Below are 15,276 nucleotides of genomic sequence, written 5' to 3'. Positions count from 1 at the left end.
AGTAATATTTCATTTATGAGATAATCAAATGACTTTATTATTTGGTTAACAAAATTTATGTTGCTTAATCAGGCTTTTTCTTTAAAAGAAGCTCCCCGCGCTTTATTTTGGATTGGTGTTTTCTTGATTTCATTCTTTGGAATGTTTTATCTTGGGCTTAATGCTGAGCTTATAGAGAAGTGGTACTTACTTTTAGTTGGATTTAACGTTGTGATGAGTTTGGTGGCGATTTATTATATTTCTCTATCAATGAAAAAGTTAAAACAAAATACGCAAGAGGGCGTTATAGGTTCCAGGTTCACCTGGTCTTTTATTAAAATTGTTCCAGTTCTCGTTTTACTGCCAGTTCTCTCTTTTTATCTTTTTTCTTTTGGATCAATTAGAGATAATCTTCAAATTGCAGAAAATCAGTTTGATGAGTTCAATTTGAAAGTTGGTGGTGAAGTTGATGAGCTGTATCGTAACACCAATAATGTCGCAATTAAGTACTACGAAGATCGAACGCGAAATATTGGGAAACTAGTTAACTATTTTGATGCGCCAAGAGCCTCAAATGAAAGAATGCAGGCCGTTTTAGGTCTTTTAACAAGTGATTTTTGGGCGTGTGAATTAAAACTTTACGATAGTCAAATGAATCTTGCTGCCTCTAGTAAAAGAGCAGACACGAACTGTATGAATGATGGTTATACAGCCTCAACGGATGAGTTTACATTGATTGCTCATTTTGCTTCAGATATCAACATTGATAGCTTGACTTCAAGAATGACGCGTTTTCGTGATGCAGCAAAAGATGCTGAGTTAACATTAAACTCCTCCATAATTAAAACGAGGTTTATGATTGACTTTAGCTCAACAATTCTATTATCAGTTCTAAGCGCACTATTAATTGTACTAAGAATGATTGATCAACTTATGAAGCCAATGCATAATTTATCGATAGCCACAAGAGAGATTTCTTCAGGTAACTATGATGTTGAGATTGAGCAAGATCCTAAGCATAAAGATATGCATGATCTAATTGGTCATTTTAATGAAATGAGTCAGCGAATAAAGCTCTCAAGGGAGGGGCTTGATACTCACAACCTTTATCTTGAAACAATTCTCAAATATTCTTTTGGTGTTATTGCTCTAGATAAAGATAAGAAAATACAAATTATTAATCCAGTAATAGGAAAAATGTTTCAGATTGAGGATGAGACCATTTTTAATGGTCATTCTTATGACTCAATAGTAGATGCTCACCCTAATCTAAATCCACTTTTTTCTTTTATTCAAGATAAGATTGAGAAAGACTCCATGGAGTGGAGTCATGAGATTGAGTTAACTCTTAACGATAGAGTTCGGCTTCTATATTGCCAAGGCTCAGTTCTTGATGTAGAAAATAAATCATTGGGTTATGTCATTATCATTAATGATATTTCAAAACTTAATAGAGCACAAAGGAAGGCTGCTTGGGGTGAAGTAGCAGTTCGCATGGCTCATGAAATTAAAAATCCATTAACCCCCATTCTTTTATCAGCTCAAAGACTTAGAAATTTATTTTTAGAAAAACTTGAAAAGAATGATGCAGCTATTATCGATAAAACAACTCAAACCATTATGGATCAAGTTGCATCAATGGATTCAATGGTTAGTGCTTTTGCTAATTACGCTAATACGCCAGAAATACAAAAGACTTTATCATCATTAAATATGCTGATTAACAAGTCAGCTTCTCTTTTTGATAATCATGATGGAGTTAGAGTAGATCTTGATCTGTGTGGTGACTTGCCGAAGCTTCAACTTGATCAAGATGCTATCTCAAGAGTTCTAATAAATCTTATTAAAAATGCTATAGAAGCTAAGCAAGAAAAAATACAATTAAATATAAATATTAAATCAACTCTCAAAGAAAAAGAGGGCTTGGTTCAATTAACAATTATAGATGACGGTAAAGGCTTTCCAAGTAGTATTATTGATCAGGTTTTTGAACCTTATATAACTACAAAAGAGAAGAGTGGTGGTTTAGGTCTTGCAATCGTTCAAAATATTATCGAACAACATGATGGCCAAATATTTGCCAGTAATATAAAACCTCATGGTGCTAGAGTAACTATTGAATTAAGTATAATTGAGAATTCAAAGGGGACGAAATGAAAAATGATGCTACATTCGGAAAAATTTTAATCATCGATGACGAAAAAGATAATACCGAAATAATAAAAGATATTCTTGAGGATGTTAGTTATACAACAATGCTTGCTAGAAGTGCTACTGAAGCCAAAGCAGTACTTGCAGCAAATGATTTTGATTTAATTCTAATGGATGTTTGGATGCCTGGTCAAGATGGAATTTCCTTACTATCTGAGTGGCATTCTGAGGGTTTTAATACCCCTGTTGTTATGATGTCTGGTCACGCGGAGCCAAGTGACATAGTTAAAGCAATGAAGTTAGGTGCGGTTGATTTTCTAAAAAAGCCGCTTCACGACTTCTTACCAATATTAAGAAATATCATGACGCGTGAAGAGCCTGAACAAGAAGCCCAACATGTTAGCGGAATTGACTTCTCTTTAAAACTTAAAGAGGCGAGAAATATCTTTGAAAGTCAGTACCTACTTCATCATCTATCGTCTAACGATAACAATATTGCTGTAGTTGCAGAAATTGCTGGGTTAGAGCGAACAACGCTTTACAGAAAACTTAAAGATTTAGGAATCGATAAAAAATGAAAATATTAATTCTTGGTGCTGGCCAAGTCGGTTCAACTCTAGCAAGATATCTTTGCCTAGACGATGATAACGATATTACGATCGTTGATCAAAAGGAGGAAATGCTGACCCCTCTTCAAAGACACTTAGATATTAAAACCGTTATTGGTTACGGAGCATACCCGAGTATTCTTGAGAAAGCGGGTATCAAGTCGATGGATGTGGTCATTGCTGTAATGAATTCAGATGAGAGAAACATGGTTGCCTGCAGAATGGCGCATACCCTCTACAATGTTAAGAAAAAAATTGCTAGGATAAGAACCACTGAATATCTTCTTAGACCAGAAATATTTAGTAATGAAGCATTACCTATTGATTTCTTAATTACTCCTGAGAATTTAATTACAGAGTACATTCAGGGAATTGTTGAAGAGCCTGGAGCCTCTCAGGTTTTTGACTTTGAGAATGGCTTAGTTCAATTGGTAGAGACAAGAGCCTTTATTGGAACACCAATCGTTAATAGGCCTATTAAAGAGCTTCATGAACACATGCCTGATGTCAAAATACGCATCGTTAGTCTTTACAGGAATGAAAGGGCAATTCCTGCTAAAAGTGATACAGTCATAAGAGAGGGTGATCAAGTTTATTTTCTTGCGAAAAAAAATCATATTTCAAGGGCCCTCAAAGAGTTTAGAAGGGCTGAAAATAATTATCAAAAAATCTTTATTGCTGGCGGTGGAAGTATTGGTCTCAACGTAGCTAAACTACTTGAAGATACGCACAATATCAGAATCATAGAGCTATCTGAGGAGAGAGCTAAATATTTAAGTGAAAAATTAAATAACACGCTTGTTCTTCAAGGAAATGCCTCAGATGAAGATTTGCTTAAAGATGAAGGTATTGAAAATACTGATTTATTTCTTGCTCTGACTGATTCAGACGAGGTAAATGTAATTGTTTCCATTCTTGCAAAGCGACTTGGTGCCCATAAGACAATTGCTCTAGTTAAGAGGGATGTTTATGCTTCCCTTGCTGAGCAAAGTGGAGATGTTGACATTATTGTTTCGCCAGATCAAATTACAGTTAGTGGTATCTTATCTCACCTAAGAAAGGGAGACTGCATGAAGGTTCATTCGCTTCAGCACGGAAAATCTGAGGCAATTGAAATTGTAGTTCATGGTGATAAAAAAACTTCAGCGGTGGTTGGAGTTCAAATAAAAGATTTGCCGTTACCTGAAGGCGTTGTTGTAGGTGCTGTAGTAAGAGATGATGAGCTTTTAATGGGCTCTAAAAAATTGGTGATTGAATCAGGAGACCATATTTTAATGGTGTTAATGGACGTTCGAAAGATTCATGAAGTTGAGGCTCTTTTCTTAGAGAATGAGCAATAATTTCTAGAAAGCATACTTTAAAGGTGAAAACTAAATGCAGTTAAGTATCGTTGCTAAAACTATTGGCCTCCTCCTCATGGTCTTTAGTTTTGCCCAAGTGCCACCAATCATTATCGATTTAATTTATTCTGAAGGTGAGTATTTCTCTTTCCTATTATCATTTGCTTTAACCTTATTGGGTGGCTTGATTCTCTGGTGGCCCTTTAAGGATACTAAAAAAGATTTCCGGCTGAGAGAGGGCGTTTTAATTGTAGTGTGCTTTTGGATTGTTTTATCTCTTTTTGGAACTCTCCCATTCTTAATTACTGACTCTATTAGTAATCTTTCCTTTTCTGATGCATTCTTTGAATCTATGTCTGGTCTGACTACAACAGGAGCAACTGTAATGAGTCAACTGGATGATTTGCCTAAAAGCATTTTGTTCTATAGGCAACAGCTTCAATGGCTAGGAGGTATGGGAATTATTGTTTTAGCAGTTGCAGTATTGCCTTTACTAGGGGTTGGCGGCATGGAGCTTTATCATGCAGAGTCAAGTGGTATTGCAAAAGATAGACTTACTCCCAAACTTAGAAATACAGCAATTGCACTTTGGAAAATTTATCTGTCTTTGACAGTTTTGTGTGCATTAGGATATTTTTTATCAGGAATGACTATTTTTGATGCTGTTAGTCATAGTTTTAGTACTGTTGCAATTGGTGGATTTTCAACTCATGATGCCTCAATTGGTTACTTCAATTCGATTTCAATAGAGATGGTCGCTATGTTTTTTATGTTTTTAGCGGGCATAAACTTCTCATTACACTTTCTTGCTTGGAATAATAAGTCTTTAATAGATTATATTAAAGACTCCGAATTTAAGACATATGTGATGGTACTTTTTGCTTCATCAGTTATTGTCATTATTGCCCTTGGTTTAAACTCAGAGTATGGCTCTTCAATTGAAACTATTAGGCATAGTCTTTTTCAAACAATTTCGATAGCTACAACAACTGGATACACCTCTCAGAGTTTTAGTAGTTGGCCAGCAGCCATCCCTGTTTTTCTAATAATGATGAGCTTTATTGGGGCTTGTGTTGGTTCTACAGGAGGAGGAATTAAAGTTATTCGAATCCTAGTAATGTTTAGGTTGGGAATGAAAGAGATACATAAGTTCATTCGTCCTAATGCTCAGGTAAGTGTTAAATTAAATGGTGGAAGTATTAATGAAAAGTCTTTAGTTTCTGTGCTTGGCTTCTTTTCACTTTATGCGATTACTTTTTTCCTTATTTTGATGCTACTCATGTTTGCTGGCTTAGATCAGGTTACAGCGTATTCTGCAACCGCAGCGACAATGAATAACCTTGGTCCAGGGCTAGGGGAGGTTGCACAAAACTATGGCTCACTTGGCGATACCGCTAAGTGGATTTTAAGTTTTTCAATGCTTGTTGGAAGACTTGAAGTATTAACAATTATTGCCATTTTCCATAGAGCATTCTGGAGGCAATAGCTTAGATCAATATTGAAATTATTAGAATTATATGTCAGAAAAAAAAGGTGTAAAAGATGCATATTCAATCAAGACTCCTGAAGACTCTATTAACCTTTATAGAAGTTGGGCGTCGACATACGATAGTGATTTTGCTAAACAAAATGACTACCGCTCTCCTATAGAGATAGGTAAATATTTTGATAAATACTCCAATCATAAAGACACTCCAATTCTAGATGTTGGAGCAGGAACAGGTCTTGTTGGAGAGTGCTTAGATGAAAGCTCAAGAGAAATAGATGCTATTGATATTTCTCCTGAAATGCTAAATATTGCTAGATTAAAAAATTGCTATTCAAAAATAATTGAGGCAGACCTTACCAAAAGATTATTAATCAATGATAATCATTATGGTGCAATTGTAAGCGCTGGCACCTTTACCCATGGTCATGTCGGGCCAGATGTGCTAGATGAACTATTAAGAGTCACGAGGTCTGGTGGTCTTTTTATTTTTACAATTCATTATCAGTTATATAAACAAGCTGGATTTGATAAAAAAATTCTAGAGATTGAAAAAAGTATAACTAAGCCTAACTTTCATGAAGTAAGCGTTTATGGTAATAATCTAGATAAAGATCATGGCAGTGACAAAGTAATTATCACGGTATTTAGAAAAAAATAAATGAAAGTTTTTTGATATAAAAATAATGATCAGCCCCACATTGAGTGAGGCTGAAATTATTAATTTCTTAAAGTAGCGGTGCAATAACTAAACTAACAATTGCCATCACATTGATAAGAATGTTCATTGATGGGCCAGAGGTGTCCTTGAACGGGTCACCAACTGTATCACCAACAACAGTTGCAGTGTGAACGTCTGTACCTTTACCGCCAAAGTTACCCTTTTCAACATGCTTTTTAGCATTATCCCAAGCACCACCAGCATTAGCCATCATGAGGGCCATTAGGACGCAACCTAGAAGGGCGCCACCAAGCATTCCGCCGAGCGCTTCAGGACTAATTAGGAAGCCAACTAAAACGGGAGCAGCAACAGCTATTACACCTGGAAGAATCATTTTTTTAAGTGCAGCTGTCGTAGCAATATCGACGCATTTAGCTGTATCAGGCTCAGCTTTACCTTCAAGCAGACCTTTGATTTCTTTGAACTGTCTTCTTACCTCTTCAATCATTTCAAAAGCGGCATCACCAACAGCAGTCATTGTAAGAGAAGCAATTAAAAATGGAATGGTTCCACCAATAAATAAACCAATTAATACTTCAGCACTGTTGAGCTGAAGTAAAAAGTCTACTTTGTTCGCGCTAACAGTTTCTGTATATGCTGTGATAATTGCAAGGGCTGCAAGTGCAGCCGCTCCAATTGCAAAACCTTTTCCAATTGCTGCAGTCGTATTACCAAGCTCATCAAGTGAATCTGTAATTTTACGAGTATCTTCACCAAGGCCAGCCATTTCTGCAATGCCGCCCGCATTATCTGCAATTGGCCCGTAAGCATCAATTGCCATAGTCATGCCAACAGTCGCAAGCATTCCAATAGCTGCAATACCTACACCATACAAACCAACAAAAAGATTAGAGACGTAAATAATGACACAAATCATTAAAACTGGAATGACTACAGATTGCATTCCAACTGCTAATCCTTTAATCATAACGGTAGCTGCACCAGTCTTTCCTGATTCAGCAATGTCTCTGATTGGTTTTCCAGCAGTGTAGTATTCGGTTACAAGGCCAATAATAATTCCACCAATACTTCCCATTAGCACAGCTGCCCAAATATTATTTGAGACATCTAAATAGTCAATTAAAAAGAATGAAGTAACGATGAATAATAAAGCTGAACCTATAGTTCCATTTCTTAGAGCAGATTCAGGGGATTTATTCGAAGAAAGCTTAACAAATATGATTCCAATCACTGAGCAAACCAGTCCAAGTGATGCTAAGGCAAGAGGCAAGAACATAAGCTCACTTCTATTACCGCCAAGTGAGTCTACAGCTATTGTTGCTGCAATTGCAATTGTAGCAATCATGGATCCACAGTAAGACTCAAAGATATCTGAGCCCATACCAGCAATATCACCAACGTTATCACCAACGTTATCAGCGATAACCGCAGGATTGCGAGGATCATCCTCGGGGATTCCTGCTTCTAATTTTCCAACAAGGTCGGCGCCAACATCAGCACTCTTAGTAAATATTCCACCACCAACACGAGAGAATAATGCTACTACTGAGCCACCCATCGCAAAACCATGAAGTGCTTCAGAGTGCTCTGCGCCAAAGAAGTAATATAATCCGCCTAACCCTAAAAGACCTAAAGCAGCAACAGATAAACCCATCACTGAGCCACCAAAGAAGGCTACGGTCAAAGCAGAGGCACTTCCTTTGTCATGAGCTGCTTGGGCTGTTCTAACGTTAGCAATAGTGGCTGTATTCATACCAATATACCCTGCAGTTGCAGATGTTACAGCTCCAACAAGGAAACATAATGCACTAGCTGCACCAAGAAAGATATAGAGAAGGACTAAAAGAACTAATGCAAAGATACTAAGCATTTTATATTCGCGCTTCATAAATACAATCGCACCAATATGAATTTGTTCACCAATTTTTTTAACGGCGCCGCTGCCACCATCTTGTTTTGTTATCCACTGATAGATAATAACTACGATAATCAAGCCTAAAACACCGAGTCCAGGCGCTATTAAATTTTGATCAAAATTCTTTTCTTCTCCTTTAAATAAAATGAAGCGGCAATGATATCCTAAAGTGCTTAAAAAGTGGAAAAAAAAACCTTAATTTGAAGTGAAATGAACTAAATTTGCATTAAATATATCTTATAAAATTAAATTTCTAATTTATTGTTGTATAAGGTCCAAATGTTTGTAATTCGTTTTGCACTTTTATCCTCCTTGTTTTATGCGCTTAATGTTAGCATGATTCCTCTCATTTATACTTTAGAGGTAAGTGTATTTCTGTTTTTATTTATTCGTTTTGGTACAACTTTTTTTACGTCATTAGTTATAACTAAAAGTTTATTTTCAATTAGTAAAATCAAGCAGCAAAAATTAGGTCTCTGGTTATTAATCCTCTCTTTCTTGTTTGGTATTCAATCCTGGCTTTATGTTGAAGCAGTAAAATATATGTCAGTGGGTTTAGCAAGTGTTGTGCTTTTTACCTATCCTTTAATTACGTATTTAATTGTTTCACTTAATAGCCGAAGGAAGCTAGATGTTTCAACGATACTTATGTTTTTGCTGGCAATAATTGGAATTGCTGCAATATCTCAGAGTGAAGATGGCTTTTACACAATGGCTATTGGTATAGTTTTGGCGATACTTTCAGCGATTTCATATTCTTTAATTTTGATTATTACTCCAAAAATGAGTGCCTTAAAGAATTGGGAGATTGTCAAATATACTACGCTCATTCCTGCGCTTGGATTTCTATACCTATTTTTAAATGAAACAAGTTTCTACTGGCCAAGTAATCAAGCTTTAATCCTTTCTCTTGTTTCAGGCGTTTTTTTTGCAACTGGCATGCTTTTCTATCACATCTCTGTAAAAAAGTACGGTCCAGTCAGAACAGCAAACATTGGTTACACTGAGCCACTACTTGTTTTAATCTTTGGTTTTATTGCTTACCTTGAAGCTATCACTTTCATACAAGGCATCGGGGTAATATTGGTGGCAATTGCTTCAATTACAATCGAAAAAAGACAATTAAAACAAAACAACAATTCTGAGGTATAAGGTACAATTTGAGCCTCCAAAGGACTAAAAAATATTATGACAAAAAGCTACAGTGACTTTTCATTATCGTTCTCGCATTTTAAAAATCCAAGTGCGAAGAATTTTGATTATAAGCATCAACACATTCTTAGCTTAAAGGGCTTCGAGATTGCAAATAAGGAAATCACATCTTGGGATAATTACAAACCGACTCCATTGCATTCTTTTTCTGATATGGCAAAAGACACTGGTGTGACATCGATTCTATATAAAGATGAGAATCCACGCTTTTCTCTTAAAAGTTTTAAGGCTTTAGGCGGTGCCTATGCCGTTGCAAACCTTTTGATAAAAAAATTAAAAGAGCTTGGCATTGATGCGAATTCATCAGACCTAATTTCTGGAGTCTATAAAAAAGAAACATCAAAATTTACAGTTTGTTGTGCAACAGATGGAAATCATGGAAGATCAGTTGCATGGGGAGCACAACAGTTTGGTTGTAATTGTGAGATTTACATTCATAGAAATGTGAGTATAGGAAGAGAAAAAGCGATTGCCAAATATGGCGCCCTAGTGAATCGAATTAAAGGAAACTATGATGACTCAGTTCGAATTGCTGCTGAAGTTGCTGAATCTAATAACTATACTGTTGTTTCTGATACTTCTTATGAAGGTTACACAGACATCCCAAAGGATGTGATGCAAGGTTACACTGTAATGGTTGATGAGGCTCTCAAACAAATGGGTGAAACTCCAACCCATGTGTTTCTTCAGGGAGGCGTTGGAGGTTTTCCATCAGCCGTAGTCTCTTTTTTGGTAGAAAGTCTCGAGTGTCCCCCAATATTTATAGTCGTTGAGCCCGTTAATGCGGACTGTTTGTTTCAAAGTGCTGTTAATGGAGAGCCAACTGCAGTGCATGGTGAATTAGATACTATTATGGCAGGGCTTGCTTGCGGAGAAGTTTCAGTTTTGGCTTGGTCTATACTGGAAAGCTATACCTCACATTTTATGACTATTACAGATGAGTCTATTCCTAAAACAATGCAACTTTTAGCTAACAGAGAAACGCCTATTGTGGCAGGTGAGTCTGCTGTAACTGGTTTAGCTGGTTTTCTTATTGCTTGCAATGATAGTGACCTTAAATCAAAGTTAATGATTAATGAAAATTCAAAAATTCTTTTTTTTGGAACAGAGGGTGATACTGATGAGGAAATGTACGAACAATTAGTTGGAAGATCATCCGAACAAGTATTAAGTGCCCCCTAGTTTCAAATGGAGAAAAAATGAATATTCCTAAAAGAGGATTTGAAATTGCTGAATATGAGAATAGACTTGGCAAGATTCAAAAGTTAATGTTTGAAGCAAAGATGGATGCAATTTTATTGACTACGCAGGTCGATATAGAGTACTACACTGGCTTTAAATCTCAATTTTTTCAAAGTCCAACGAGGCCCTGGTTCGTTTTAATACCAAGCACTGGCAAGCCAAAAGCAATTATTCCAACAATTGGTGAGTCTGGAATGAAGGGAACTTGGATCGATGATATCCAGACTTGGATGTCTCCCAATCCTGATGATGACGGCATTAGCCTTCTTCTGGCATCGATTAAATCATTAATGGTGAATCATAAGTCGTTGGGTGTCCCAAAAACTCTGGAAAGTACTTTACGAATGCCTTTAGAAGACTATGAGTTTTTAATTAGCAATCTTAGAGGAATTGAAATCAAGGATGCTAACACAATCATGCGAAAAGTTCGTTTTGTCAAGTCAGAGGCAGAAATAGCTAAAATTAGACACATATGTCAGATTACTTCTCAAGGCTTTATTGATTTAGAGGGCTTTCTTCGTGCTGGTGAAAGTGAGCAAGAAAATTGTAGGCGCTTTAAACAGCATCTTTTGTCATTAGGGGTCGATGACTCGCCCTATATCGTTTCTGGTTCAGGACAAGAAGGGTATGGCTCAATCATTATGGGTCCAACGGACAAGATCATAGAAGAGGGCGATTTATTTATCATTGATACTGGTTCAGTATTTGATAGTTATTATTGTGACTTTGACAGAAATTATGCCTTTGGGTCAATAAGTGATGAAGCCAAAAAAGCATACAGGGTAACCTATGAGGCGACTGAGGCTGGCTTTAATGCTGCTCAAGTAGGTAATACTACCTCAGATATATTCAATGCAATGAATGATGTTCTTCAAAAAGGCGGCGCACTAGGAAACACTGTTGGAAGGTTAGGTCACGGATTAGGCATGCAGCTAACAGAATGGCCCTCCAATACGCAGACTGATAATACTATTCTTGAGCCTGGAGTTGTACTAACACTCGAGCCAGGTATGGCATTCCTTCCAGGAAAAGAGATGGTTCATGAGGAAAACATCGTTATCACTGAGGATGGACCTGAGTGGCTCAGTATTCGAGCTGCGGCTGAATTACCAATTATTCAGTAGGCTTTAAGTCTAGATATATTATCTACATTTATAGAATTACTCTTATATAATAATGAGAATCATTATTATTTGTATTTAAAAATGCTAAGTGTAAGTAATTTGTCAATCACATTTGACGTAAATCATGTCCTAGATGGATTCAATCTTAATCTAGAAAGTGGCGATATTTTTGCTCTATTAGGCGATAGCGGCAGTGGAAAAAGCTCTGCGCTGAGATTTATTGCTGGCCTTGAGAAAGCTAAGGATGGTTCTGTAGTTCTAGATGGGAAGGATCTTAGTATGAGCGGCGTTCATTCAGTAAGGCCTGAACAAAGGGAAATTGGAATGGTATTTCAAGATTACGCACTATTTCCACACATGAATGTTTTTCAAAATATTAGTTTTGGAATAGATCACCTTGCTAAAGATGAAAAAAGTCTTAAAGTTACCTCACTTTTAGAACTAATAAGTCTTAGTGGAATAGAAAAGAAGTACCCCCATCAGCTGTCTGGTGGAGAGCAGCAGCGTGTTTCTCTAGCAAGGGCATTGGCTAACTCACCCAAACTTTTACTACTTGATGAGCCTTTTTCTAGCCTTGACAAATCTCATCGTGATGAACTTATTAGGGATGTTAGAAATATACTAAAGAAGAAGTCAGTCACATCAATACTTGTAACTCATGATGAAAAGGAAGCGGAAGTATTTGCAGATAAAATTGGAAAAATTGAAAAAAAACAGTTGCTTGTTGTTTGATATTGTGTATCATTCGCAAATGATAAATGATTATCATTTGAAATAAAAACAACAACTACTTTTAATTAACCAAGGAAAAAAAGCAATGAATATAAAGCGCTCCATCGTTCTCTCTTTAACTCTTTCAACAATCTTAATGGGCACTGTCACTCAGATTCAGGCTGCATCGGATGAGGTCACAGTTTATAGTTCAAGAAAAGAGCATTTGATAAAGCCTCTTTTTGAACAATTCACAAAAAAAACAGGCATAGAAGTAAATTATCTAACTGGAAGTGGGGGTGACCTAATAGAAAGACTTAAGTTGGAAGGGCATAACACGCCAGCAGATATGTTTATGACAGTTGATGCTGGAGATCTTTGGTATGCTGGTACTCAGGATATTTTTCAAAGTGTTAGTACTGAAACTATTAAAAGCAACATCCCATCTTACTTAAGAGATCCAAATGGACTATGGACAGGACTGTCAGTTAGAGCGAGAACAATTGTTTATAGTACTGATCGCGTTAAGCCTGCTGATTTATCTACTTATGGAGACTTGGCTTCAAGTATTTGGAATCAAAGGCTATGTTTGAGAACCAGTAAAAAGATTTATACAAAGTCTTTGGTTGCCTCAATTATTCATAATCAAGGTGAGGATAAGGCTTCTGAAATAATTAGTGGCTGGGTAAATAATTTAGCAGCAGTGCCAAATGCAAAAGACTCTCATGTTATGGATGCAATAATTGCAGGCCAGTGTGATGTTGGATTAGTCAATACTTATTACTTTGGGCGATTAATTGAGAAAACTCCAGATGCTCCTGTGAGGCTTTTTTGGGCAAACCAAGAAACTACAGGCGTTCATGTTAATGTCTCTGGCGCTGGTATAACTAAGCATGCCTCAAATCCTTCTGGTGCAACTCAATTACTGGAATGGTTGTCTTCAGCTGAAGCTCAGGCAATTTATGGCTCTCTCAATAAAGAATATCCTGCAAATCAAAATATTGATTCTGATGAAATTGTTTCTTCATGGGGTGATTTTAAGCAGGACAAGATGAATCTTTCCATAGCTGGTATATTGCAAGCTGATGCAGTTAAATTAATGCAAAGGTTGGGATATAAATAAAAACTCTAGAAGAACTTTAACTTTATCCAGGGCTTTATCTAAGCTCTGGATAATTTCTATTAAAATAGAATACTTTTTTCGATCCTTGTCTTAATGAAAAAGGTTTTTATCAAATCAAATTTTTTAATAGGTCTGCTTGCTTTAACGGTTGCTCTTCCCATATTTGTAGTTTCTTCAGCATGGCTTTTGCCTGGCACAGATTTATGGTCACATTTTGCTCAGACATTACTACCTGACCTTGTTACTTCAACTTTGATTCTGTTGATTGGTGTTGGAATTGGGGTGAGTATTTTAGGAACTATATTGGCATATCTTGTTGTTATGGTGGAGTTTCCTGGCCGGGCTTGGCTAGAGTGGGCTCTATTTCTTCCTTTTGCAATCCCTGCATATGTTTTAGCTTTCGTTTATCTTGGTGTGTTTGACTATTCGGGTTACGCTCAGGTATGGTTGAGAGAGTATTTAGGGATTCCAGGTTTTGATATTCGTTCAGGATACTGGGCAATAATTTTGACTTTTGTCTTGGTTTTTTATCCATATGTTTATATGATGGCAAGAGCCTCATTTAAGCGTCAAAAGATGCAAATGATCGAAGCTGGTAAAATGTTAGGAGCAAAACCTTTAAGAGTCTTTTGGCGAATTTCTGTTCCACTTGCAAGGCCTGCAATTGCTGCCGGCGTATTGGTAACTTTGATGGAAACATTAGCAGATTTTGGAGTTGTTTCATTATTTAACTATTCAACATTTACAACTGCAATATATTCAGCATGGGGGGATTTTCGTTCAATTGAGGTAGCCGCTCAATTAGCCTCATTGTTGGTTCTTGTATCTTTTTTTCTTATCTATTTTGAAAGAAAAGCAAGAGGAAGTGCTAAGTATTATTCTTCTGATGTATCTAATGTTAAAGCTTATTATGCAAAAGGAGCTATTGGTTGGCTAATCTTCTTTTTTGTGTTTGGTGTATTTATGTTGTCATTTGCAATGCCATTACTTCAGATATTAATTTGGAGTGCTGAATTATTCTCTATTGAATGGACTCATCGCTATTTTGACTATTTTGTATCCAGTGGAATTTTGACACTCAGTGCAACCGTTTTAACGGTTTTTGTTGCAACAGTATTGGCACTTCCTAGTCGACGAAAGTCAGAGAGTAAAGGCTTGCAGTTGCTGATTCGATTTTCAACTCTTGGATATGCATTACCAGGTTCAGTGATGGCAGTTGGCTTGCTGTATGGTGTTCAAAACATCTCATTAATTAGTATCTATCTTGGCGGTTCATCAATAAACCATATTCTTTTTGGCTCTGTTTCTTTGCTGCTATTTGCTTATGTATCAAGATTTATGGCAATTGCTTTTAATTCTACTAGTGCCTCCAGTGAGCAAATCAAGCCCATATATGGACAAAGTGCTCGATTATTAGGCGCTTCTAGGCTTCGTTTAATCAGAGATGTTTATCTACCTATGATGATGCCAGGTATTTTAGCTGGAGGCTTGTTAGTCGCGGTTGATGTTATGAAAGAACTTCCAGCTACCTATCTTTTAAGGCCTTTTGGTTGGGATACGCTTGCCATAAGGGTTTTTGAATTGAGCTCTGAAGGGCTATATGAGAGAGCTGCTATTCCAGCTCTAATGATGGTATTTTTTGGTGCAATTATTATGCTCCTTTTTAATAAACTTGATAACAAGAAATATTAAGTCAGTAACCT

General features: G+C 36.6%; 12 protein-coding genes. 11 read left to right on the top strand and 1 reads right to left on the bottom strand.

Annotated features, from left to right (window positions below):
• Positions 1–57: 57 nt before the first annotated feature.
• Genes W908_RS06140 through W908_RS06120 form a run of 5 tightly spaced genes read left to right on the top strand, consistent with a single transcriptional unit; the run spans position 58 to position 6,225 of the window.
• Positions 58–2,136, top strand: a complete 2,079-nt coding sequence (locus tag W908_RS06140; RefSeq protein ID WP_053820372.1) for a sensor histidine kinase — start codon at positions 58–60, stop codon at positions 2,134–2,136.
• Positions 2,133–2,708, top strand: coding sequence for a response regulator (locus W908_RS06135; protein WP_053820371.1), 576 nt, complete (start codon positions 2,133–2,135; stop codon positions 2,706–2,708). The genes W908_RS06140 and W908_RS06135 overlap by 4 nt, the downstream gene beginning before the upstream one ends.
• Positions 2,705–4,078 (top strand): Trk system potassium transporter TrkA, encoded by a 1,374-nt coding sequence (gene trkA / locus W908_RS06130; RefSeq protein WP_053820370.1) that lies wholly within the window; start codon positions 2,705–2,707, stop codon positions 4,076–4,078. The genes W908_RS06135 and trkA overlap by 4 nt, the downstream gene beginning before the upstream one ends.
• Before the next feature lie 34 nt (positions 4,079–4,112).
• A complete protein-coding gene (locus W908_RS06125; RefSeq protein WP_053820369.1) occupies positions 4,113–5,564 on the top strand; it encodes a TrkH family potassium uptake protein in 1,452 nt (483 codons plus the stop codon).
• 31 nt (positions 5,565–5,595) lie between these two features.
• Entirely contained in the window at positions 5,596–6,225 is a 630-nt protein-coding gene (locus tag W908_RS06120; RefSeq protein WP_053820368.1) for a class I SAM-dependent DNA methyltransferase, read from the top strand.
• A gap of 67 nt (positions 6,226–6,292) precedes the next feature.
• Here the strand turns inward: W908_RS06120 and W908_RS06115 are convergent, their stop codons facing one another.
• The gene (locus W908_RS06115) at positions 6,293–8,308 is read right to left on the bottom strand and encodes a sodium-translocating pyrophosphatase (RefSeq protein ID WP_053820367.1); all 2,016 of its coding nucleotides are present in this window, start codon (positions 8,306–8,308) and stop codon (positions 6,293–6,295) included.
• 132 nt (positions 8,309–8,440) lie between these two features.
• On the opposite strand from W908_RS06115, the gene W908_RS06110 reads away from it, so the two are divergent.
• The 6 genes from W908_RS06110 (at position 8,441) to W908_RS06085 (ending at position 15,265) form a co-directional block, all read left to right on the top strand.
• Positions 8,441–9,313, top strand: coding sequence for a DMT family transporter (locus W908_RS06110; protein ID WP_053820366.1), 873 nt, complete (start codon positions 8,441–8,443; stop codon positions 9,311–9,313).
• Between the two features lie 36 nt (positions 9,314–9,349).
• Positions 9,350–10,555 carry a diaminopropionate ammonia-lyase gene (locus W908_RS06105; RefSeq protein WP_053820365.1) on the top strand — a complete coding sequence of 402 codons (1,206 nt, stop codon included), beginning with the start codon at positions 9,350–9,352 and terminating at the stop codon, positions 10,553–10,555.
• Between the two features lie 17 nt (positions 10,556–10,572).
• Positions 10,573–11,739, top strand: coding sequence for a M24 family metallopeptidase (locus W908_RS06100; protein WP_053820364.1), 1,167 nt, complete (start codon positions 10,573–10,575; stop codon positions 11,737–11,739).
• An 81-nt stretch (positions 11,740–11,820) separates the two neighbouring features.
• On the top strand, positions 11,821–12,471 hold the full coding sequence (locus tag W908_RS06095) for an ABC transporter ATP-binding protein (protein ID WP_053820363.1): 651 nt from the start codon (positions 11,821–11,823) through the stop codon (positions 12,469–12,471).
• An 85-nt stretch (positions 12,472–12,556) separates the two neighbouring features.
• Positions 12,557–13,573: an extracellular solute-binding protein gene (locus W908_RS06090; protein ID WP_020024896.1), complete on the top strand. Its 1,017-nt coding sequence runs from the start codon at positions 12,557–12,559 to the stop codon at positions 13,571–13,573.
• Positions 13,574–13,666: 93 nt separating this feature from the next.
• On the top strand, positions 13,667–15,265 hold the full coding sequence (locus W908_RS06085; RefSeq protein WP_053820362.1) for an ABC transporter permease: 1,599 nt from the start codon (positions 13,667–13,669) through the stop codon (positions 15,263–15,265).
• Positions 15,266–15,276 lie beyond the last annotated feature (11 nt).

The organism is Candidatus Pseudothioglobus singularis PS1 (genome assembly GCF_001281385.1).
In the GTDB taxonomy this organism is placed as follows: domain Bacteria; phylum Pseudomonadota; class Gammaproteobacteria; order PS1; family Pseudothioglobaceae; genus Pseudothioglobus; species Pseudothioglobus singularis.
The sequence above is the reverse complement of the archived record's forward strand: the minus strand, read 5'-3'. Positions and strand labels throughout refer to the sequence as shown.

What these genes read in the sequence shown, in the direction of transcription:
- W908_RS06140 (WP_053820372.1), top strand. Translation starts at nt 58, where the DNA reads ATGTTGCTTAATCAGGCTTTTTCTTTAAAAGAAGCTCCCCGCGCTTTA.
- W908_RS06135 (WP_053820371.1), top strand. Translation starts at nt 2,133, where the DNA reads ATGAAAAATGATGCTACATTCGGAAAAATTTTAATCATCGATGACGAA.
- trkA (WP_053820370.1), top strand. Translation starts at nt 2,705, where the DNA reads ATGAAAATATTAATTCTTGGTGCTGGCCAAGTCGGTTCAACTCTAGCA.
- W908_RS06125 (WP_053820369.1), top strand. Translation starts at nt 4,113, where the DNA reads ATGCAGTTAAGTATCGTTGCTAAAACTATTGGCCTCCTCCTCATGGTC.
- W908_RS06120 (WP_053820368.1), top strand. Translation starts at nt 5,596, where the DNA reads ATGTCAGAAAAAAAAGGTGTAAAAGATGCATATTCAATCAAGACTCCT.
- W908_RS06110 (WP_053820366.1), top strand. Translation starts at nt 8,441, where the DNA reads ATGTTTGTAATTCGTTTTGCACTTTTATCCTCCTTGTTTTATGCGCTT.
- W908_RS06105 (WP_053820365.1), top strand. Translation starts at nt 9,350, where the DNA reads ATGACAAAAAGCTACAGTGACTTTTCATTATCGTTCTCGCATTTTAAA.
- W908_RS06100 (WP_053820364.1), top strand. Translation starts at nt 10,573, where the DNA reads ATGAATATTCCTAAAAGAGGATTTGAAATTGCTGAATATGAGAATAGA.
- W908_RS06095 (WP_053820363.1), top strand. Translation starts at nt 11,821, where the DNA reads ATGCTAAGTGTAAGTAATTTGTCAATCACATTTGACGTAAATCATGTC.
- W908_RS06090 (WP_020024896.1), top strand. Translation starts at nt 12,557, where the DNA reads ATGAATATAAAGCGCTCCATCGTTCTCTCTTTAACTCTTTCAACAATC.
- W908_RS06085 (WP_053820362.1), top strand. Translation starts at nt 13,667, where the DNA reads ATGAAAAAGGTTTTTATCAAATCAAATTTTTTAATAGGTCTGCTTGCT.